This window comes from Janthinobacterium sp. GW822-FHT07H11, assembly GCF_058798615.1.
The window spans coordinates 1,797,466-1,818,887 of the sequence record NZ_CM179507.1 but is presented as its reverse complement, the minus strand read 5'-3'; the positions used below and the strand labels follow the sequence as shown (position 1 = coordinate 1,818,887).

General features: G+C 64.3%; 18 protein-coding genes. 7 read left to right on the top strand and 11 right to left on the bottom strand.

Annotated features, from left to right (window positions below; genetic code table 11):
* Window positions 1-112 precede the first annotated feature (112 nt).
* The 5 genes from AC3RCJ_RS08140 to AC3RCJ_RS08120 all read left to right on the top strand — a co-directional run bounded on the left by AC3RCJ_RS08140 (window position 113) and on the right by AC3RCJ_RS08120 (window position 5,953).
* The gene (locus AC3RCJ_RS08140; RefSeq protein ID WP_492962352.1) at window positions 113-1,021 is read left to right on the top strand and encodes an AAA family ATPase; all 909 of its coding nucleotides are present in this window, start codon (window positions 113-115) and stop codon (window positions 1,019-1,021) included.
* Window positions 1,022-1,026: 5 nt separating this feature from the next.
* On the top strand, window positions 1,027-2,004 hold the full coding sequence (locus AC3RCJ_RS08135; protein WP_492962354.1) for a DUF58 domain-containing protein: 978 nt from the start codon (window positions 1,027-1,029) through the stop codon (window positions 2,002-2,004).
* The gene (locus AC3RCJ_RS08130; protein WP_492962356.1) at window positions 2,001-4,028 is read left to right on the top strand and encodes a transglutaminase TgpA family protein; all 2,028 of its coding nucleotides are present in this window, start codon (window positions 2,001-2,003) and stop codon (window positions 4,026-4,028) included. Before AC3RCJ_RS08135 ends, AC3RCJ_RS08130 begins: the two co-directional genes overlap by 4 nt.
* Window positions 4,019-5,182, top strand: a complete 1,164-nt coding sequence (gene mltB, locus AC3RCJ_RS08125; protein WP_492962358.1) for a lytic murein transglycosylase B — start codon at window positions 4,019-4,021, stop codon at window positions 5,180-5,182. Before AC3RCJ_RS08130 ends, mltB begins: the two co-directional genes overlap by 10 nt.
* A gap of 438 nt (window positions 5,183-5,620) precedes the next feature.
* The gene (locus AC3RCJ_RS08120; protein ID WP_034751784.1) at window positions 5,621-5,953 is read left to right on the top strand and encodes a hypothetical protein; all 333 of its coding nucleotides are present in this window, start codon (window positions 5,621-5,623) and stop codon (window positions 5,951-5,953) included.
* Between the two features lie 102 nt (window positions 5,954-6,055).
* Here AC3RCJ_RS08120 and cysM read toward each other — a convergent pair whose 3' ends face one another.
* Complete coding sequence (gene cysM / locus AC3RCJ_RS08115; protein ID WP_076567457.1) at window positions 6,056-6,958, bottom strand: cysteine synthase CysM; 903 nt, start codon at window positions 6,956-6,958, stop codon at window positions 6,056-6,058.
* A gap of 248 nt (window positions 6,959-7,206) precedes the next feature.
* On the opposite strand from cysM, the gene AC3RCJ_RS08110 reads away from it, so the two are divergent.
* Window positions 7,207-8,976, top strand: coding sequence for an FAD-dependent oxidoreductase (locus AC3RCJ_RS08110; RefSeq protein WP_492962361.1), 1,770 nt, complete (start codon window positions 7,207-7,209; stop codon window positions 8,974-8,976).
* On the opposite strand, the gene AC3RCJ_RS08105 is transcribed toward AC3RCJ_RS08110, so the two are convergent.
* Window positions 8,973-10,328, bottom strand: a complete 1,356-nt coding sequence (locus tag AC3RCJ_RS08105; RefSeq protein ID WP_492962363.1) for a M20/M25/M40 family metallo-hydrolase — start codon at window positions 10,326-10,328, stop codon at window positions 8,973-8,975. The two genes, AC3RCJ_RS08110 and AC3RCJ_RS08105, sit on opposite strands and share 4 nt — an antisense overlap.
* A 205-nt stretch (window positions 10,329-10,533) precedes the next feature.
* On the opposite strand from AC3RCJ_RS08105, the gene AC3RCJ_RS08100 reads away from it, so the two are divergent.
* Window positions 10,534-12,099, top strand: coding sequence for a phospholipase D family protein (locus AC3RCJ_RS08100; protein ID WP_492962365.1), 1,566 nt, complete (start codon window positions 10,534-10,536; stop codon window positions 12,097-12,099).
* A gap of 128 nt (window positions 12,100-12,227) precedes the next feature.
* On the opposite strand, the gene AC3RCJ_RS08095 is transcribed toward AC3RCJ_RS08100, so the two are convergent.
* The 9 genes from AC3RCJ_RS08095 to aroA all read right to left on the bottom strand — a co-directional run bounded on the left by AC3RCJ_RS08095 (window position 12,228) and on the right by aroA (window position 21,416).
* The gene (locus tag AC3RCJ_RS08095) at window positions 12,228-12,893 is read right to left on the bottom strand and encodes a ComEA family DNA-binding protein (protein WP_492962367.1); all 666 of its coding nucleotides are present in this window, start codon (window positions 12,891-12,893) and stop codon (window positions 12,228-12,230) included.
* Between the two features lie 163 nt (window positions 12,894-13,056).
* Entirely contained in the window at window positions 13,057-14,001 is a 945-nt protein-coding gene (gene rfaE1, locus AC3RCJ_RS08090; RefSeq protein ID WP_492962369.1) for a D-glycero-beta-D-manno-heptose-7-phosphate kinase, read from the bottom strand.
* A complete protein-coding gene (locus AC3RCJ_RS08085) occupies window positions 13,998-15,365 on the bottom strand; it encodes a UDP-glucose dehydrogenase family protein (protein WP_492962371.1) in 1,368 nt (455 codons plus the stop codon). The genes rfaE1 and AC3RCJ_RS08085 overlap by 4 nt, the downstream gene beginning before the upstream one ends.
* A gap of 89 nt (window positions 15,366-15,454) precedes the next feature.
* The gene (gene lapB, locus AC3RCJ_RS08080; RefSeq protein ID WP_492962373.1) at window positions 15,455-16,630 is read right to left on the bottom strand and encodes a lipopolysaccharide assembly protein LapB; all 1,176 of its coding nucleotides are present in this window, start codon (window positions 16,628-16,630) and stop codon (window positions 15,455-15,457) included.
* Between the two features lie 45 nt (window positions 16,631-16,675).
* On the bottom strand, window positions 16,676-16,981 hold the full coding sequence (locus AC3RCJ_RS08075; RefSeq protein WP_492962375.1) for a LapA family protein: 306 nt from the start codon (window positions 16,979-16,981) through the stop codon (window positions 16,676-16,678).
* Window positions 16,982-17,217: 236 nt separating this feature from the next.
* Entirely contained in the window at window positions 17,218-17,523 is a 306-nt protein-coding gene (locus tag AC3RCJ_RS08070; RefSeq protein ID WP_492962377.1) for an integration host factor subunit beta, read from the bottom strand.
* 20 nt (window positions 17,524-17,543) lie between these two features.
* Window positions 17,544-19,256, bottom strand: a complete 1,713-nt coding sequence (gene rpsA, locus AC3RCJ_RS08065) for a 30S ribosomal protein S1 (protein ID WP_071650172.1) — start codon at window positions 19,254-19,256, stop codon at window positions 17,544-17,546.
* A gap of 119 nt (window positions 19,257-19,375) precedes the next feature.
* A complete protein-coding gene (gene cmk, locus AC3RCJ_RS08060; protein WP_492962379.1) occupies window positions 19,376-20,044 on the bottom strand; it encodes a (d)CMP kinase in 669 nt (222 codons plus the stop codon).
* Window positions 20,045-20,060: 16 nt separating this feature from the next.
* Window positions 20,061-21,416 carry a 3-phosphoshikimate 1-carboxyvinyltransferase gene (aroA, locus tag AC3RCJ_RS08055; protein ID WP_492962381.1) on the bottom strand — a complete coding sequence of 452 codons (1,356 nt, stop codon included), beginning with the start codon at window positions 21,414-21,416 and terminating at the stop codon, window positions 20,061-20,063.
* Window positions 21,417-21,422: the final 6 nt, after the last annotated feature.

Genomic DNA, 21,422 nt, shown 5'->3' with positions numbered 1-21,422 from the left:
CCGTTCAGCCCAGCCCTAATCTACCACGTGCGCCGCGACGGCGGGCGGCGCGGTTTGATCTGGCCAAAGCGATTGTAAATTAAATAATCCGCCGCACTGTGATATAAATAGCATGTTTTCGAAAATACACCAGGCCGCGCGCCAGATCGGCGAAGTCCTCGTCGGCAAAGACTTGCAGATTCGCCAAGCCCTCGCCTGCATGCTGGCCGGCGGCCACCTGCTGATCGAGGACGTGCCCGGCGTGGGCAAGACCACGCTGGCGCACGCGCTGGCCATCTCGCTGGGCCTGCAATGGAAGCGCCAGCAATTCACCAGCGACCTGCTGCCGTCCGACGTGGCCGGCATGTCCGTGTACGAGCGGGGCAGCGGCAGCTTCGTCTTCCACCCCGGCCCCCTGTTTACGCAAGTGCTGCTGGCCGACGAGATCAACCGCGCCACGCCCAAGACGCAATCGGGCCTGCTTGAAGCGATGGAGGAGCGGCAAGTGACGCTCGATGGCATCACGCGCGCGCTGCCGCAGCCATTCTTCGTGATCGCCACGCAAAACTGCGCGCACCAGCTGGGCACCTTTCCCCTGCCCGAATCCCAGCTCGACCGTTTCCTCATGTGCCTCACCCTCGGCTACCCGGACCCGGCCGCCGAGCGGGCGCTGCTGCTGGGGGCCGACCGCCGCGCCATGCTGGGCAGCCTGCCCTCCGTGATGGATGCGGAAGAATTACTGCAGGCGCAGGCGGGCCTGCGCGCCATCCACGTCGCGCCCGCGCTGGCCGACTATGTGCTGGCGCTCGTGCATGCGACGCGCGCGCCCGGCGTCTTTGCCGACGGCCTCAGTCCGCGCGCCGCGCTGGCCCTGCTGCAGGCGGCGCGCGCCTGGGCCGCGCTGGCCGGACGCGACCATGTCACGCCCGACGACGTGCAAGCCGTGCTGCTGCCCGTCTGCGCGCACCGCCTGCATGCGGCGCAAGGAGCGAGCGATAGCCGCGCCCTGCTGCAGCAATTGCTCTTGAACACTCCCGTCTGACCGGCATGCGCTGGCGCAATATTTCCTGGCTGCCGGCGCGCCCCTGGCTGGGCGCGCAGCGCGTGCATATCCGTCCTTCGCGCGCGGGACTGGCGTTTGCCGCCCTGCTGCTGGCGCTCTGGATCGCGGCCGTCAATTTCCGCCTGGGCCTGGGCTACGCGCTCACGTATTTCGCGGCCGCCTGCGCCATCGCCGACATGCTGTTTACAAGCCGCAACCTGGCGGGCCTGGCGCTGGCCGCCACGCCGGGCAACCCCGTCTTCGCGGGCAGCCATGCCTTGTTTACCTTGCGCCTGATCAACCGCAGCAGGCGTGCGCGCCATGCGATCCACGTTGCCTTGGAGAACTCGAATGCAGCGCCCCAGCTGGCCGATATCGGGGCCCAGGCGGAAACGGCTGTCGTGGTCGGCGTGATGGCGCCGCAACGCGGTTGGGTCGCCGCCCCGCCCGTGCGCCTGTCGGGCAGTTTTCCGCTGGGCTTGTTTGTGGCCTGGTGCCATTGGCGGCCCGAGGCACGCGTACTCGTGTATCCGCGTGCGGAACAGGGCGCACCGCCGCTGCCCTTGCCTGCCGGCGCGGTACGGCAGGCACGGCAGCCAGACTCGCCCGGCGGCGCCCTGGAACTGGCCGGCGTGCGCGCCTACCGGCCGGGCGACCCGTTGCGGCGCCTGGCCTGGCGCCAGATCGCCCGCCATGACGGCGAGCATGTATTCAGCAAGCAATTCCAGCCTGAAACCGCCCCTCAGACCGGCGCGGCGCACGGCGGCATCGTGCTCGCGCATGCGGCCCTGCACGCGCTGGCGCCGGAAGCACGCCTGTCGCGCCTGGCCGCCTGGGTACTGCAGGCGGAACAAATGGGCCTGCCGTATGGCTTGCGCCTGGGCGCGGTGTTCCTCGCGCCGGGCCTGGGCGCGCGCCAGCGCGACGCCTGCCTGCGGGCGCTGGCCCTGCATGATCTGCCACACGACCAGGCGGCGCCATGAGGGCTGGGCTGGGCAGATTGCCGCGCGACAAGGCCGATATTCTGCTGCTGTTGCTGGCCGCCGCCATGGCGCTGGCGCCGCATGCGCCGCACCTGCCGCTGTGGCTGTCGGCCGCCGCCGCCGCGCCGCTGCTGTGGCGCGCTTTTATTACCGTGCGGGGCCGGCGCCAGCCGCCGCTGGCCGTCCTCGCGCCGCTGGCCCTGCTGGGCATCGCCGGCGTCTACGCCAGCTACGGCAGCTTGCTGGGACGCGATGCGGGCGTGGCCATGCTGGCCCTGCTGCTGGCCCTGAAGTCGCTGGAAATGCATGGCCGGCGCGACATCTTCGTGGTCGTTTTCCTCAGTTTTTTCTTGCTGTTGGCTAACTTTTTTCATACGCAAGGCATGCTCGGCGCCGCCTGGACGCTGGCCACCGTCCTCGTGCTGCTGGCCAGCCTGCTGTCGGCCCAGTATGGCGCCGTGCAGCCGCGTCTGTCGCAAAGGCTGCGCCTGCTGGGCCGCATGCTGGCGCTGGCCGTGCCCCTGGCGGCGCTGCTGTTTTTTGCCCTGCCGCGCCCCGGCGGTCCCCTGTGGGGCGCGCCGCACGAGGGCACGCAGGCGCGCTCGGGCCTGTCCGACAGCATGCAGCCGGGCGCCATCGCCTCGCTGGCCCTGTCCGGCGCAGCCGTCTTCACGGCCCGCTTTTCCACGCCGGTTCCGCCGCAAGCGCAGCTGTATTGGCGCGGCGTGGTGCTGGGCGACTACGACGGCGCCACCTGGACGCGCCTGGGCGCGAAGGGGCGCGCGCCTGCCGGCGACAGCCGCATCGACATCGCGCTCGAAGGCCAGCCCAGCCAATATGAAGTGACCTTGCAGGCGAGCGGCCAGCGGCGCATCTTCGCGCTCGATGTGCCGCGCAGCATCGAACGCCTGCCGGGCAACCCGTATGTCGTCTCGTCCGCGCTGGAAGTGCTGACCGTACAGCCGATGACGTCGACCGTGCGCTACCGCGCCACTTCCCAGCCGCGCTACCGGCTGCAGGCGGGCCTGTCCACAGTGCAACAGCAACCATGGCTGGCCTTGCCAGCCGGCAGCAATCCGCGCAGCGTGGCCTGGGCCCGCCAGCTGCGCGGCAGCGGTGCGCAGATGCTGGCGCCTGCCGACGCCATCGCCGCCGTGCTCGGGCACTTGCGCCGCGCGCCGTTCCGCTACACCCTGCAGCCGCCGCTGCTGGGCAAGCATGGCGTCGACGACTTCCTGTTTACCACGCAGGCGGGCTTTTGCGAACATTACGCGGGCAGCTTCGTCGTGCTGATGCGCGCCATGGGCATCCCCGCGCGCGTCGTCACCGGTTACCAGGGCGGCGCACGCAACGGTGACGGCGCCAGCCTGACGGTGCGCCAGTCCGACGCCCACGCGTGGAGCGAAGTGTGGCTGGCCGGCCGGGGCTGGGTGCGCGTCGACCCCACCAGCGCCGTGGCCCCGCTGCGCACGCAGCGCAACCTGGACGCCGCCCTGCCGCCCGCCTCCGCGCCGTCTGCCTTGACGGCCTGGCGCGCGCTGGCGGGACTGGACGGCGGCCGCGGTGCCGCGCTTGCCGCCTGGCGCCAGCAATGGCAGCAGGCCGAGCACGCCTGGAGCCGCTGGGTGCTCGACACCTCGCCGCAGCGCCAGCGCGCCCTGCTCGACGGCTTGAAACACCTTCCGGCCCACAACCTGGCGCTGGCTTGCGCCGTGCTGGCGCTGCTGTCCGCCGTGGCGGGCGCACTGGTCTGGTGGCGCCAGGCCCGGCAAGGCGATCCACTCGACGCCCTGTATGCGCAATTTTGCCGCCAGCAGGCACGGCGCGGCTACAGCCGTGCGCCACATGAAGGGCCGCACGGTTATGCTGCGCGCCTGGCTGCCGGCAAGGCCACACCCGAGGCGCACGGCGCCATCGCACAGTTTCTGGCAATCTATGCCGCGATGAAGTATGGTAATGCCAGCCCAGACGAACACACCCGCGCGCGGCGCAGCTTGCGCCGCCTGCTAACCCAATGCCGATGAGACGCTCCTTGTTACCGATCAAAACCTCCGCCCTGTCCCTGCTCCTTTCCCTCCCCCTGTGCCTGGCTGGCGCGCATGCCGCCGAAAACAGCCATATTTCGGCCGCCGAGCGCGCGCGCGCCGTGCGCGCAGCCAAGGCGCCGCCCGCCAAGCCGGCGGCAAAAAAGGCGCCGGCGAAATTCGACTTCGAGGGGGAATTTGTCGACTATGCCAACTGGAAGGAAGTGCGCGCCTTCCTCGACGACATGGCGGCCAGGCATGGCTTCGACCGCGCCGCGCTCGACGCCCTGATCGGCAAGGTGCGCTATGTGGAAACAACGGTGCAGCTGATGAAACCGGCACCGCCAGGCAAGCCGAAAAACTGGCAGGCCTACAGCGCCCGCTTCATCGAACCGGTGCGCATCAATGCCGGCGTAAAATTCTGGGATGAGAACGCCGACGCCCTGGCGCGCGCGGAACGCGAATATGGCGTGCCGGCCGAGATCATCGTCGGCATCATCGGCGTGGAAACCGTCTATGGCCGCAACACGGGCCGCTTCCGCGTGCTCGATGCGCTGACCACCCTGGCGTTTTCCTATCCAGACAGCCCGAACCGGGCCGCCCGCATGGAATTTTTCAAGGGGGAACTGGAAAACGCGCTGCTGTTCGCGCGCAAGGATGGCATCGACCCCTTGACCCTGCTCGGCTCGTACGCGGGCGCCATCGGCCTGCCCCAGTTCATGCCGAGCAGCATCATGAAATATGCGGTGGACTTCGACGGCGATGGCCATATCGACTTGCGCAATTCGCGGGCCGATGCCATCGGCAGCGTCGCGCACTTTCTCGTCGAACATGGCTGGCGCCGCGACGATCCGGCCACCAGCGTGTATCCGGTGACGGTCTCGGCCAACCACGCCTGGGAAAAATTCATCGGCCAGGGCCTGGAAGCCAAATACCGCCTGGAAGAGCTGCAGGCGGCCGGCGTGGGCACCGTGGCGAGCGTGCCACAAAACATGCTGTTCGGCTTGATCGATTTACAAAATGGCTCAGAAGCAACTGAGTATAGCTTGGCAACCAATAACTTCTTTGCTATAACTCAGTACAACAGAAGTTATTTTTATGCCATGTCGGTCATCGACTTGGGCAAGGCCATCAGCCAAGTGCGCGCACACTAACCAAAAGTCAGTGTAAAGTTATAATATTACTTGTAAGAAAGCGTAAGCAAGGTTGAAGCGACTTCCAAACAAGTCTATGGTGGAGTCGATAACATCGTGCTTGCTGTGCTCGTTCAGCGTTTGTGCGGCGCGGAATACAGAATGGTCTTATACTTAACTTTTGTCAAAGTACAATTTTTGTTCTATCATGAGCATAATAAAGAATAAATAGGTGTTGCAACAAGACAACACTTATTTTGTGCAAAGCAAGATTGCAGTGCTTTCCAGCCTGAAATTGAATCCTGCTGTACAATTGTGTATATATTACGAAAAAACTGTATCCCGGATCGTACCATGTGTGAATTCGTTCCTTTTAGTAAAGAATGAACATGAACGCAGCAAGAGCGAGCTCCGAGTGTTTTTACTTTGCAGTGCAACTACAGAAGGAACAATAACATCATGACAAACCAAGTCGGCATTGATATGAACAGCGATTCGGACTCCGACGATCTGCTGCAGTACAACCCAAACAGATTGCTCGATACCCTGATCGAAAACCTGCGCCTGAAGAATGACGCAGCCCTGTCGCGCGCGCTGGAAGTGGCGCCACCCGTCATCAGCAAGATCCGCCACCACCGCCTGCCGGTCGGCGCATCGCTGTTGATCCGCATGCACGAAGTCAGCGACCTGAGCATCCGTGACCTGCGTTACCTGATGGGTGACCGTCGCAACAAATTCCGCATCAGCGACAAGCAATTCAAGCCAAAAGAAGGCGAAACGCCACAAGGCTGATCCTGCCAGTCATGCAGGTTTTCCCTCCCCGCCATGGGGAGGGGGTATTTCCAGCAGTTCTCAGGCCGTTCTGGCCAATATCACTACACTATGCTTTAGCCCTTACGCAGGGAAAACACCTGTGGACAGATACCTGTCGCCGCGGTCACAGACGACAAACACGATGGTCGCATTTTCCACGGTCTGCGAAATGCGCAGCGCGATTTCGCACGCGCCCGCCGCCGAAATGCCACAGAACAAGCCCTCTTCCGCCGCCAGGCTGCGCGCCATGCGCTCGGCCACGCCCTGGCTCACGTATTCCACCTGATCGACGCGGCTCTTGTCGTAGATTTTCGGCAGGTAGGCCTCCGGCCACTTGCGGATGCCGGGAATCTGCGAACCTTCCTCGGGCTGGGCGCCGATGATCTGGATGGCGGGATTCTGTTCTTTCAGGTAACGCGACACACCCATGATGGTGCCCGTGGTCCCCATGGCGCTGACGAAGTGCGTGACCTGGCCGTTGGTATCGCGCCAGATTTCCGGTCCCGTCGTTTCATAGTGGGCGCGCGAATTGTCTTCGTTGGCGAACTGGTCGAGGATGACGCCGCGGCCATCCTTCTGCATCTGCTCGGCCAGGTCGCGCGCATACTCCATGCCGCCCGTCTTCGGCGTCAATAAAATGTCGGCACCGTAGGCGGCCATGCTCTGGCGGCGCTCGACGCTGAGATTATCCGGCATCAACAACAGCATCTTGTAGCCGCGCAGGGCGGCGGCCATGGCCAGCGCGATGCCCGTGTTGCCGCTGGTCGCTTCGATCAGGGTGTCGCCCGGCTTGATGACGCCACGTTCTTCCGCGCGCTTGAGCATGGACATGGCGGCGCGGTCCTTCACGGAACCGGCCGGGTTGTTACCTTCGAGCTTGCCGAGGATGACGTTGTTGCGCGCAAGCGCATCGGCGCCCGGCAAGCGCGTCAGCTGCACCAGCGGGGTATTGCCTATCGTATCTTCCAGTGTCTTGTAAGCCATCGTGTCGGTTTGAGTAATTTCAACAAAGACCCATTCTAATATGAGATGCTGGACGGCGTATGGCTAAAAACCCATGCCCGGCCGGACGGCGCAGACCCCGGCCGCTAGAGCGCCAGGCCGCACGGCGCCTGGCTTGGCGCCCGGCCGGGGCCTGCGCGCGCGGCGTGCCAGCGCCCCGCGCGCGCATGCGCTAGACTCGTGGCGGTTAGTTATTTTAGTAATTTGCTTATTCACTCAATGGATCAGTCATGGCCAGCACCGTTCCCGAATTCATCCCAGAAACCACGCAGGACGATCCCGTCCAGGCCAGCAGCCTCGACATACAGGGCCGCATGCACCAGATTTCCCCGGTCTTCAGCGAGGCCGAACTGCGGCGCCTGCAGCGCTATGGCAAGCTCTGCCGCTACGCCGCCGGCGCCACCCTGTTCGAGGCGGGCAGCAGCAGCTTCGGCATGCTGGTCATCGTGTCGGGCCACGTGGCCGTCACGCGCCATGAGGGACTGGGCCGCACCTCGCTGATGCGTGAAATCGGCCCCGGCCACTTCATCGCCGAAGTGGCACAGCTGTCGGGCCGTCCTGCCCTCGTCAACGGCCATGCCGTGGGCGACGTGGAGGTGCTCGTGATCAGCTCGGAATCGCTGCGCGCGCTGATCGTGGCGGAAGCGGAAATGGGCGAGCGCATCGTGCGCGCCCTGATCCTGCGCCGCGTGGCCTTGATCGAAGTCAATTCGGGCGGTCCCGTGCTGGTGGGACCGCGCGGCAACGGCAATCTGTTCCAGCTGCAAAGCTTTTTGTCGAGCAATGGCCACCCGCACACGGTGCTCGACCCGGCCACGGATGCGGCCGCCGCCGCGCTGGCCCAGCGCTACCAGCCCGCGCCACAGGAATGGCCGCTGGTGGTGTGCCCCGACGGCAAGGTCATGAAGAATCCCGGCAATGCGGAGCTGGGCCGTTGCCTGGGCATGCTGCCCGACTTGTCCGGCGACAAAATCTTCGACGTGCTGGTGGTGGGCGCCGGCCCTGCCGGCCTGGCCACGGCCGTGTATGCGGCCTCCGAAGGCTTGAGCGTGCTGGCGCTGGAACAGCGCGCATATGGCGGCCAGGCGGGCGCCAGCGCGCGCATCGAGAATTACCTGGGCTTTCCCACCGGCATTTCCGGCCGCGCCCTGGCCGGCCGCGCCTATGTGCAGGCGCAAAAATTCGGCGTCGAGATCGCCACCCCGGCCAGCGCCGCCAGCCTGCTGTGCGACACTTGGCCCCTGCGCGTCAGCCTGTGCGACGGCACCCAGGTGCGCGCCCGCACGGTGGTGCTGTCCTGCGGCGCGCGCTACCGCCGCCCCTCGCTGGCGAATCTGAAAACCTATGAGGGACGCGGCGTGTATTACTGGGCCTCGCCCATCGAAGCCAAGCTGTGCAAGCAGGAAGAGATCATTTTGGTCGGCGGCGGCAACTCGGCGGGCCAGGCGGCCGTGTTTCTGTCCGGCCATGCTGCCAAGGTCCACATGGTGATCCGCGGCGAAGGGCTGGCGGCCAGCATGTCGAGCTACCTGATCGAGCGCATCGCCGCCACGCCCAACATCACCGTGCACGCGCACACGGAAATCATCGCCCTCGAAGGCGACGACGAGGGCTTGACGGGCGCCCGCTGGCGCAACAATGTCAGCGGTGAAGAATGCGACTGCGCCGTGCGCCGCGTGTTTCTGTTTGTGGGCGCCGATCCGAACACGGACTGGCTGCACGACTGCGCCGTGGCCGTCGACGAACAGGGTTTCATCCGCACGGGTTTCGACGTCACGCGCGCCGAATGCCGCGCCCAGGGCCATGCCGCGCTGTTGGCCGCCCCGCCGCCCGACCTGCCGGAGCGGGCCGCGCTGGAAACGAGCGTGCCCGGCGTGTTCGCCATCGGCGACGTGCGCGCCGGCTCGACCAAGCGCGTGGCCGCCGCCGTGGGCGAAGGCGCCGCCGTGGTGTCGCAGATCCACGGCTTCCTGGCTAGATTGCCCGCCAACAGCGCCTAGCGCAGTGGTGTCGGGTACGTGGCCACGCTGACATTGCCCTCCTTGTCGATGGCCTGGACGCCAAAGAAATAATTATCTTTCGATAATTTCAGCTTCGCCTGCGTGACATTGCCCACGTCCAGCGCGCCCTGCCACTGGTCGGCCGTGGTGGCGCGCCAGACGACGCGGTAGCCGGCCAGATCCGGTTCCGCGTTCGGCAGCCACACGAGCGAGGTGTCGTTTTCCAGCTGGGCCGTGCGCACCTGCACCTGGACCGGCGCGGCCGGCGCCAGCGCCAGCGAGGCCAGCGCGGCCGCATTCACGCGCGCCACCTTCGCCACGTAGTCATAATCGACGAATTGCGGCAGGTCGCCGTACTGCACCCCGTTCTCCACGCGCACATCCTGGTGCTGGTGGGCAAAATCCTCGTGCGGTTCCGTGAAGCGCAGCGCCGCATAGCCTTGCGCCAGGAAGGGAATATGGTCGCCGCCGCGCAGGTAGCGGTCGGCGCGCTGGATCACGTTGACCTGGAAACCGGGCACATAGCGCTCGCCCACCTGCTTCACATGGCGCGCCAGCTGGCGCGAGATGGAATCGTTTTCGCCGCCCGTCGCCACCAGGGCGCGCACGCCATCGCTCATTTCCTTGACGGCCGGGATGCCTTCGGCAAACAGGCGCACCTGGCCGCCATCGACGGTGCCGTCGTCGGCGCGCGAACTGCCGATGATGTCGTTGTTGAGCATGCCGGCGATATTGAGCTTTTTCAGCTTCGCCTGCTGCGCCCAGTGACCGGAGCCCAATAGTCCCTGCTCCTCGGCCGCCACGGCCATGAAGACGAGGGTGGCGTCGAACCGGTGGCGCGCCATCACGCAGGCCATCTCGATCACGGCCGCCGTGCCCGACGCGTCGTCGTTGGCGCCGGGCGCATCGCCCTGCGCATCCATCACGTCGGTGGCGCGCGAGTCGTAGTGGCCGCTGACGACGTAGATGCGTTCGGCCGACTGCGGCTGGCTGCCGGGCAGGGTCGCCACCACGTTGACGATTTCCGTCGGCCGCGCAATGCGCTTCGACACGGGCGCCACATGGCTGTCGAACGCCACCTGCAGCCGTCCGCCCGCCTGCGCGCCGCAGCGCTCCAGTTCGGCCTTGATCCAGCGCCGCGCCGCGCCGATGCCCTGCGTGTCGGACGCGGTGTCGGACATGGTGTGGCGCGTCTGGAAAGCCACCAGCTTGCGCACGTGCGCTTCGATACGCTGCGGCGAAATGTCCGCCACGAGCTGCGCGATCTGCGGCTGCATGCTGTCGCCGGCCGGCGCCGCGATGACGCCCGCCGACAGCATGGCGGCCGTCACTCCCGTAAAAATCCTTAACATGCTTGCATCTCCTGTTTTTTTGATTTGACGGGGCATTCTCGCACCTTTGGCGCCGCGCGCGGACGCTGGGACGTCAAAATCATGCATTATAGAAACTGCTACAATCGTCCCTTCCCGTCCAGACCATGAAAGTACCCAGCATGCGCCAGTCCGCCCACCTTCCCGCGCGCCGCAGCCTGCGCGCGCGCCGCTGACGGTGCGCCGCATGCTCGTCAAGCTGCTGCTGTACGCGGCCCTTTTCGCCACGCTCAGCGTCGGTGCCCTGTACAGCTTTGGCCGCTTCGCGGAACGTTCGCTGGGCGCGCCAGGGCAAGCGCTGGCCGTGGCGGCCGACGCCACGGAACTCGACCGGGTACTGGCGCCGCAGCTGCAACAACGCCCCGGGCACAGCGGCGCGGCCCTGATCGACGACAACCTGGAAGCGTTCGCCCTGCGCGCCCTGAGCGCGCGCGAGGCGGGCCGCAGCATCGACCTGCAATATTACATCTGGCATAACGACGTCACGGGGCGCCTGCTGGTGCGCGAACTGCTGCGCGCGGCCGACCGCGGCGTGCGCGTGCGCGTATTGCTTGACGACATCAACGCGCGCGGCCAGGACGCCGCCATCCTGGCGCTCGACAGCCACCCGCTGATCGAGGTGCGCATCTTCAACCCCAGCCGCAACCGCGACGGCATCTGGTTGCGCGCCGTGGAAATGGCCTTGCGCGCACTGAGCTTGAACCGGCGCATGCACAACAAGGCCTGGATCGTCGATGGCAGGGTGGCCCTGGTCGGCGGGCGCAATATCGGCGACGAATACTTCGATGCTGCCGAGCAAGTCAACTTCCAGGACGCCGACTTGCTGCTCGTGGGTCCCGCCGTGCGGCAGACGAGCGACATCTTCGACCGCTTCTGGAACAGCCGCGCCGTGCTGCCCATCCACGCCCTGCATGCCGGCAAGGACGCGGGCGCGCCGGAACTGCAGGCTGTGCGGGCCCGCCTCGAGGCACTGAGCGGCGAACTGGGCGCCTCGCCCTACCTGCGGCAGCTGACCGATGCGGGCCAGTTGCAAGCCCACCTGGACGGGCGGCTGCGCCTGCACTGGAGCAGCCAGGTGCGCGTCGTGTCGGACCCGCCGGAAAAGGCCGCGCCCGTGGCCAGTTTGCAGCGCAGCGAGCACTGGCTGATGCACAGCTTGCTGCCCCTGCTGACGCAGGCGCGCGAAGAAGCACTGCTGACCTCGCCCTACTTCGTGCCCGGCACGGCCCTGAGCGCGCTGCTGGCCGACAAGGTCGCGGCCGGCGTCCAGGTCAAGGTACTGACCAACTCGCTGGCGGCCACCGACGTGGCCCTCGTGCATGCGGGCTATGCGCGCTACCGCCAGTTGCTGCTCGATGGCGGCGTCGACCTGTATGAATTGAAGACCCAGCACCGCAAGCGCATCAGCCTGATGGGGTCCAGCCGCGCCAGCCTGCACACCAAGGCCGTGGTGGTCGATGGCCGGCGTGGTTTCGTCGGCTCCTTCAACCTCGACCCCCGCTCGGCCCAGCTGAACACGGAAATGGGCGTGCTGTTCGACGATGCCGCGCTGGCGGCCGACATGCGCGCGCTGTTCCGGCATTCGACGTCGAGCGACACCAGCTACCGCTTGTTCCTCGACAATGGCGCGCTGCGCTGGTCGGACGCCACCGAAGAGCCCGCCAAGGTGTGGACGCAGGACCCGGAGACGGGCTTCTGGCGCCGCGCGCTGGTGTCCGTGATGCGCTGGCTGCCGATCGAGTCGCAGCTGTAGGCGCGCCGGCCAGCGGCGGGCCAAACAAGGCGGCGCGCGCATAAAAAAACCCCGCGCGGCCGGTACCACGCGGGGTTTTCTTGCATGCTGCGCGGCACCACCACTCAGCATGCTTTACAACAAAACGCTTATTTTTTCTCGGCTTCCGCTTTCTTCGCCTCGGCGGCAGCCAGTTTCGCTTCTTTCTTCGCGGCAGCGGCGGCCGCCTTGGCTTCTTTCTTGGCAGCGGCAGCTTCCTTCTTCGCTTCGGCGGCCGTCTTCACGGGCGCGGCGCCATCGGCTGCGGCGGCGGCAGGCGCGGCGGCGGCTTCTTTCTTGGCGGCAGCGGCGGCGGCCTTGGCTTCTTTCTTGGCGGCAGCAGCTTCTTTTTTCGCTTCAGCGGCTGTCTTGGCCGGTGCCGCAGCGGTGTCGGTCGCAGCAGCTGGCTTCGGTGCGGCTTCTTTCGCTGCAACTTCCTTCACAGCAGCTTCCTTTTTTGCCGGGGCAGCCTTCGCCGCCGGGGCGGGCGCCGCCGGCGCGCCGGACTTGGCCTGGCCATTCACCTGCAAGCCCGCTGCCGACAGTTTGACGGCGCTTTTCGGGCCGATGCCCTTCACGCGGCTTTCGAAATCGGCCCAGTCCTTGAAGGCGCCGCCCTTGGCACGCTCGTCGACGATGGCTTTCGAGGTGACGGGACCGATGCCCTTGACGCTGTCGAGCGTGGCCTGGTCCGCCTTGTTGACGTCGACCTGGGCAAACGCAAAGCCCATCGTCGCGATCAGGGTAACGATGGCCAGCAGTATTTTTTTGAACATATGTATCTCTCCGTGGTGTGGTTTCAAGATGACTCGAACGCAAGGGAGGACAGCGCCTTAACGGCTTTAACGGCCGTGACGTGATATGGTTGACAAGACAGGAGAGTGGCGGCAAGCGGGGTCTGCGCCAGATCAAGCGATATGGCGCAGACGATACGGCAGCTTATTGCGGGAACAGTTCTTCGCGCGTGACGGTGGCCGTGCCCAGCTTGCCGACGACGATGCCGCCGGCCCGGTTGGCCGTGCGCACGGCGTCGCCCAGGCTCATGCCGGCGCCCAGCATGGCGGCCATGGTGGCGATCACCGTGTCGCCGGCGCCGGACACGTCGAACACTTCGCGCGCATCGGTGGGCATGTGCAGCACCTCGTCGGCCGTGTACAGGCTCATGCCCTCTTCCGAACGGGTCAGCAGCAAGGCGTCGAGCTCCAGCTGCGCGCGCATCTGCTGCGCGCGCTCCGTCAATTGCTCTTCCGTACTCCAGTTGCCGATCACGCGGCGCAACTCGGACTTATTCGGAGTGAGTACTGACGCTCCCTTGTAGCGCAGGAAATCGTCGCCTTTCGGGTCGACCATGACGATCTTGCCGGCGGCCCTGGCCGCCTTGATCATCTCGGCCACGTTCACCAGGCTGCCCTTCGCATAGTCGGACAAAATCACCACGTCGTATTGCGGCAAGAGGGCGTTAAACTGCGCCAGCTTGTCGCGCAGCACCGTATCGCTGGGCGCATCCTCGAAATCGATGCGCAGCATCTGCTGCTGGCGGCCGATTACGCGCAGCTTGATGATGGTGGAAATGGCCGCATCGCGCTGCAGGTAGCTGTGGATGCCGCTGCCTTCGAGCAGGCGCTCGACCTGGCTGCCCGCCTCGTCGTCACCCACCACGCCCAGCAAGCTCGTCTGTGGCCCCAGCGCGGCCGCGTTGCGCGCCACGTTGGCCGCGCCGCCCAGGCGCTCCTCGCGCTTCTCGATGCGCACGATGGGCACGGGCGCTTCCGGCGAGATACGGCTGACGTCGCCAAACCAGTAGCGGTCCAGCATCACGTCGCCTACCACCAGCAGGCGCACGCCGGTCAGTGCCGCCGGCGCCAGCATGTCGCGGGCGCTCATGCGCGCGTGAGGATCGAGCGACCGATCCCGTGGTATTCGATGCCATTCTCGGCCATGACGGCCGGCTCGAACAGGTTGCGCCCGTCAAAGATCACGGCTTGCTTCAGGCGTGCCTTGACCTGCTCGAAGTCGGGGCTGCGGAAGGCTTTCCATTCGGTCACGATGACCAGCGCATCGGCATCCGTCAGCGCATCCTTCGGACTGTCGGCAAAGCGCACCTTCGCCAATTGCTCCGGCGTCAAGTCCAGTTGCAGCACGCGGCGCGCCTCGGCCATGGCGACGGGGTCGTACACGGCCACCGTGGCGCCGCGTCCCAGCAAGTCGGCCAGCAGCACGCGGGCCGACGCTTCGCGCATGTCGTCCGTGTTCGGCTTGAAGGCCAGGCCCCATACGGCGAAATGCCGGCCCGTCAGATCTTCGCCGAAGCGAGTGACTACTTTTCCGCCCAGCACCATCTTTTGCCGGTCATTCACCGCTTCCACGGCGCGCAGGATCAGCAATTCCTGGCCGTGGCCGCGCGCCGTGCGCTCGAGCGCCTGCACGTCCTTCGGGAAGCAGGAACCGCCGTAGCCGCAGCCCGCATACAGGAAGCTGTGGCCGATGCGCGGGTCGGAACCGATGCCGTGGCGCACAGCCTCGATATCGACGCCCACCTTGTCGGCCAGGTTGGCCAGTTCATTCATGAAGGAAATGCGCGTGGCCAGCATGGCGTTCGCCGCATACTTCGTGAATTCAGCCGAACGCACGTCCATCCAGTAGGTGCGCTCATGGTTGCGGTTGAACGGCGCGTACAGGCTTTTCAGCAGTTCGCGCGCGCGCTCGCCTTCCGGCGTGGCGTCGACGCCGATGACGATGCGGTCCGGGCGCATGAAATCTTCGACGGCCGCGCCTTCCTTGAGGAATTCCGGATTCGACGCCACCGAGAACGTGGCGGCCGCGCCGCGCGCGTCGAGTTCGCCCTGGATGGCGGCGCGCACTTTTTCAGCCGTGCCGACGGGCACGGTCGACTTGTCGACGATGACCTTGTACTCGTTCATGTAGCGGCCGATGCCGCGCGCGGCGGCCAGCACATATTGCAGGTCGGCCGAACCGTCTTCATCGGGCGGCGTGCCGACGGCGATGAATTGCATCACGCCATGCGCGGCGGCCGCTTCGATATCGGTGGAAAACGTCAGGCGGCCGGCCGCGCGGTTGCGCGCCACGACTTCTTCCAGGCCCGGCTCATGGATGGGGATGCCGCCGCTGTTGAGCAGGGCCACCTTTTGTGTGTCGAGGTCGAGGCAAAAGACGTCATTGCCCAGTTCCGCCAGGCAAGCGCCGGTCACCAGGCCAACATAGCCGGTGCCGATAATGGTGATTTTCATGGTTGTGCCGTATTTCTTATTTGTAAATTTCGGGTACTACATACAAGTACACGCCACATTGCGCGGGGCAAGGTGGCGTGTACGATGGATCAATTCATGACATTTAATTCTTCTGTGCGGCGCGGCGGATACGTTTCCCACTTGTTGCAGCCCGGGCAGTGCCAGTAGAACTGGCGCGCCTTGAAGCCGCAATGGCTGCACTGGTAGCGTGCCAGCTTTTGCGTATAGCCGTGCACGAGGTTTTTCACCATCGACAGTTCCGACCAGATGGCGGCCGGTGCGTCCATCATGCGCGCCTCGAGCAGCTTGTCCAGGCCCAGCAAGGTGGGCGTGCGGCGCAGTTCCGCGCTGACCAGCTGCTTGGCCGCTTCCACGCCGTCGAGTTCGATGACGGCCTTGAACACCACTTCGATCAGGTCGATCGACGACGCCTCTTCCAGGTAGGAGCGCAGCAGGTTGACGCCTTCCTGCGCGCGCCCCACCTTGGCGTAGCCATCCATCAGGCGCTGCGCCACCAGGGCCACGTGCGGCACGCTTTGCTGCTCCACGCGGCGCCACGTCGTCAGCGCGCCTTCCACGTCGCCGCGCGCCAGCAGCACGTCGCCCGTGAGGATGGTGGCGCGCACGCTCTTGCGGTCCGTCTGCAGGGCTTTTTCCAGCAATGGCATGGCTTCGTCCGGCTTCAGGTGCACCAGCGCGTCATGCGCCAGCTCGCAATAGAATTGCGCGATTTCCTTCTGCCGCGCGCCGGCGCCCGATTCCTGCAGGCCCACGGCCGCCTCGATGGCGCGCGGCCATTCCTTTTCACGCTGGTAGATTTCCAGCAGCGCGCGGCGCGCCTGCACCGCGTATGGCGTATCGACCAGGCTGTTGAAGGTTTCTTCGGCACGGTCCAGCAAGCCCGCCTTCAGGTAATCCATGCCCAGTTCATAGGCGGCATGGCCCTGCTGCTCCACCGGCAGGTCGGGGCGCGCCAGCAGGTTCTGGTGCACGCGGATGGCGCGCTCCGTCTCGCCGCGGCGGCGGAACAGGTTGCCCAGCGCAAAGTGCATGTCCGCCGATTCCGGGTCCAGCTTGACGACTTCGATGAAGGCGTCGATGGCCTTGTCGTGCTGTTCATTGAGCAGGAAATTCAAGCCCTTGAAGTAATTGCGCGGCAAGCTGCGCGATTCTGACACCAGTTGATGGATGTCAACGCGCGCGGCGATCCAGCCCAGCGCGAAAAACACCGGGATACCCAAGAGCCACCAGAGTTCAAATTCCATGCGATTGTTTTTATTCGAATAAGAGAGAGAAAGGAGCGACGGCGCTTATTGCTGCGCGCTCACGCTGTCCGGTTGCGGCTGGACATTGCTGGCCACGCCGACGGTTTGCAAGGCGGCAATGGTGGTTTTTTGCTTGTTCGCTTCGCGGCGGTGGCGGAACACGGTCGGCGTCAGGGCCAGTACGCCCAGGCTGGCGCCAGCGACAAAAAAGCCCAGCAGCATCAGGACCAGGGGGCCGCGGATTTCATAATTGAGGAAAACATGCAGGTCGACAACCTGCGCATTCTTCAGCGCAAAACTGAAGAACAGGACGAAAAGAACACAGCCAACGATGGTGGAGATGATTTTCATCGATACGCCCAGAAAGTACAAAAAATGCCGTATGGCACAACCTCGGAATGCCTGGCAGAAGCGTAGCGAGCGTCAGTGATTTGTGGCCAAGAAGCGCAACCGTGCTTGAGCACGGTGAGCATCGCAGGCCGCAAAGCGCGACGCGCAGTAGCTTATGCCAGGTATTCTCAGCATATTAACAAAAAAAAGCGGCATCCAAGGGACGCCGCTCTTTGTTGTCGCCTTCCAGCAGACGATTAATCCTCGATGATCGGTTGTCCGACCATCGCGTCCACCCGCTCGCGCAACTGTTTGCCTGGCTTGAAGTGGGGTACCCGTTTTTCGGGCACCATCACCTTGTCGCCGGATTTCGGGTTGCGGCCGATGCGCGGGGGCCTGCTGTTCAGAGAAAAACTACCAAAACCGCGGATCTCGATGCGTTGGCCGGTCGCCAGGGCGTTGGTCATCGCATCGAGAATGGTCTTGACGGCATACTCCGCATCTTTCGCCACCAGCTGAGAATAACGCTCGGCCAGTTGGTTGATCAGCTCGGACTTTGTCATCTGCCAGTATCCGCGCAGTCTTAGTTCTTGTTATCGAACTTAGCTTTCAACAAGGCGCCCAGGCTGGTGGTGCCCGAAGCTGCGTTGTTGTCGGTAGCTGCCATCTTCTGCATGGCTTCCTGGGTTTCAACGTTGTCTTTCGCTTTGATCGACAGTTGGATACCACGGGCCTTGCGGTCGATGTTCAGTACCATCGCTTCGACGGTGTCGCCGACTTTCAGGTGCGTGCCAGCATCTTCAACGCGGTCGCGCGAGATTTCGGAAGCGCGCAGGTAGCCTTCGACTTCTTCGGACAGTTGGATCACGGCGCCTTTAGGCTCAACCGATTTAACGGTGCCGGTGACCAGCGAGCCCTTGTCGTTCATGGCTGCGAAGTTGTTGAATGGGTCACCTTCCAGTTGCTTGACGCCCAGGGAAACGCGCTCGCGCTCAACGTCGATGGCCAGAACGATGGCTTCCAGTTCGTCACCTTTCTTGAAGCGACGCACGGCTTCTTCGCCGGTTTCGGTCCAGGACAGGTCGGACAGGTGTACCAGACCGTCGATGTTGCCGGCCAGGCCGATGAACACGCCGAAGTCGGTGATCGATTTGATCGCGCCGCGGACTTTGTCACCTTTCTTATGGGTAACACCGAAGTCGTCCCATGGATTGGCTTTGCACTGTTTCATGCCCAGCGAAATACGACGACGCTCTTCGTCGATTTCCAGAACCATCACTTCTACTTCGTCGCCCAGTTGGACAACTTTGTTAGGAGCAACGTTTTTGTTCGTCCAGTCCATTTCGGAAACGTGTACCAGACCTTCGATACCCTGTTCCACTTCAACGAATGCGCCGTAGTCGGTCAGGTTCGTTACTTTACCGAACAGACGGGTGCTTTGTGGGTAACGACGGGACAGACCAGTCCAAGGATCGTCGCCCAGTTGTTTCACGCCCAGCGAAACACGGTTTTTCTCTTGATCGTATTTCAGGACCTTGGCGGTGATTTCCTGGCCAACCGTCAACACTTCCGACGGGTGACGTACACGGCGCCATGCCAGGTCGGTGATGTGCAGCAAGCCATCGATACCGCCCAGATCCACGAACGCGCCGTAGTCGGTGATATTTTTGACGACGCCGGTCACGACCGTGCCTTCTTTCAGCGTTTCCATCAGTTTCTGACGCTCTTCGCCCATCGAAGCTTCGATGACGGCGCGGCGGGACAGAACCACGTTGTTACGCTTGCGGTCCAGTTTGATGACCTTGAATTCGAGGGTCTTGCCTTCGAATGGGGTGGTGTCTTTGACAGGACGGGTATCAACCAGCGAGCCCGGCAGGAATGCGCGGATGCCGTTGGTCAACACGGTCAGACCGCCTTTGACTTTACCATTGACGGTACCGACGACGATTTCGCCCGATTCCATCGCTTTTTCCAGAGCCAGCCACGAAGCCAGACGCTTGGCTTTATCGCGCGACAGGATGGTATCGCCGAAACCGTTTTCCAGCGATTCGATCGCCACGGAAACGAAGTCACCAACTTTGACTTCCAGTTCGCCGTGGTCGTTCTTGAATTCTTCGACAGGGATGAATGCTTCGGATTTGAGGCCGGCGTTGACGATCACGAAATTGTGGTCGAGGCGCACGACTTCAGCGGAAATAACTTCGCCGGAGCGCATATCTTGACGCGACAACGATTCCTCGAAGAGCGCAGCAAAACTTTCCATACCGGTAGATTCGTTAGTTGTAACAGTAGACATAGGGTTCACACAGGTTATCCAGCAGAGATCGCACGATGCGACTTAAACTGGGTTAGGTTTTTGACACACCCGGACAGGCCAGGAGCCGTCAACGGGCACCACATAGCATAGAAATCACACTATTTTGCTGCAGCTGCATACCATTTCAACACGGTTTCAACGGCATCATCTGCCGTCATTGCCGACGTATCGAGAACATGCGCCCCTTCCGCGGGGACCAGCGGCGCAATCGCACGGTGAGTATCACGTTCGTCCCGCGCCTGCAAATCCATCAGAAGGTCTTCCATATTAGCAGAAAAACCCTTGTCTATCAATTGCTTGTAGCGCCGTTGCGCGCGCGCCTCGACGCTGGCCGTGAGGAAGACCTTCAATTGGGCATGCGGGAAGATCACCGTGCCCATGTCGCGCCCGTCAGCCACCAGGCCCGGCGTCTTGCGAAAACCCAGCTGCAAGCCCACGAGCGCATGACGCACCGTTGGCAATACGGCAATTTTCGACGCCGTATTACCCACCTCTTCGGCACGGATCTGCTCGGTGACATTTTCCTGCGCCAGCAGGATCTCGCCGCCGGCAAAGTGGCAGGGCAGGTGTTCGGCCAGCTTGGCCAGCGCGTGCTCGTCGCGCAAGTCCGTGCCGCGGCGCAGCGCGCTCAAGGCCGTCAGGCGGTACAACGCGCCCGAGTCCAGGTAATGAAAGCCCAGCTTGTCGGCCACGCGATGGGCCACCGTGCCCTTGCCGGAAGCGGTGGGGCCGTCGATGGCGATGACTGGGATATTGGAGGTCGACATAGTATTAAACAATCAATTAAATCAAGGTATCTTTGGCAATCCCCGCAAACGCGGCGAAATACTCGGGGAAGGTCTTGGCCACGCATTTCGGGTCGTTGATGCGCATCTCGTTGCCGCGACGGGCGGCGCCGTCCAGCGAGGCAAGCGAGAAGCACATGGCCATGCGGTGGTCGTCATACGTGTCGATGGTCGCTGCCCGGATTTCGGCCGGCGGCGTCACGCGCAGGTAGTCCGCGCCCTCTTCCACTTCGGCGCCGAGTTTACGCAATTCGGTGGCCATGGCCGCCAGGCGGTCCGTTTCCTTCACCCGCCAGCTGGCGATATTGCGCAAGGTCGAGGTGCCGTCCGCGTACAGGGCGGCCACGGCGATCGTCATGGCCGCGTCGGGGATGTGATTAAAGTCCATGTCGACGGCTTTCAAGGGGCCGTTCGAGCGCGCCTCGATCCAGTTCTCGCCCATGGTGATGGTGGCGCCCATCTGCTGCAAGGCTTCGACGAAGCGCACGTCGCCCTGGATGCTGTCGCGCCCCACGCCTTCCACGCGCACGGGACCGCCGCCGATGGCGCCGGCCGCGAGGAAATACGACGCCGACGAGGCATCGCCTTCCACGTGGATGGTGCCCGGGCTTTGATAGTGCTGGCCCGGCTGCACGGTGAACGACTGCCAGCCGTCATGCTCGACCGTCACGCCGAAACGGCGCATCAGGTTCAGGGTAATCTCGATGTAGGGCTTTGAAATCAGCTCGCCCGTGACATCGATGGTCACGGCATGGTCGCGCGCCATCAGCGGCGCCACCATCAACAGGGCCGTCAGGAACTGGCTCGACACGTTGCCGCGCACGGCGATGCGCTGCGCGTGGATGTGGCCGCGGCGGATGCGCAGCGGCGGGAAGCCCTGCTCGCCCGTGTATTCGATCTGCGTGCCGACGGCGTTGAGCGCGTCGACCAGGTCGCCGATGGGGCGCTCGTGCATGCGCGACACGCCGTGCAGCGTGTAGTCGCCGCCGATCACGGCCAGCGCCGCCGTCAGCGGGCGGATCGCCGTGCCGGCGTTGCCCATGAACAGGTCCGCCGCGTGGTGCGGGAACACGCCGCCGCAGCCTTCCACGTGGTGCACCTGGTGCGCCGTGGCCGTGGCGCCCGTCAATTCATCCTGCGTCCATTTGACGCCCAGCGACGTCAGGGCCGTGAGCATGACGAAGGTGTCGTCGGAGGCGAGCAAATCGATGATCTTCGTCGTGCCCCTGGCCAGCGCGGCCAGCAGCAGCACGCGGTTGGAAATGCTTTTCGAGCCGGGCAGGCGCACCGTGCCTTCGACGTGCATCACCGGCTTCAAATCGACATGGTGGGGGTAGTGCTTGGTCTGGGTCATGCTGGA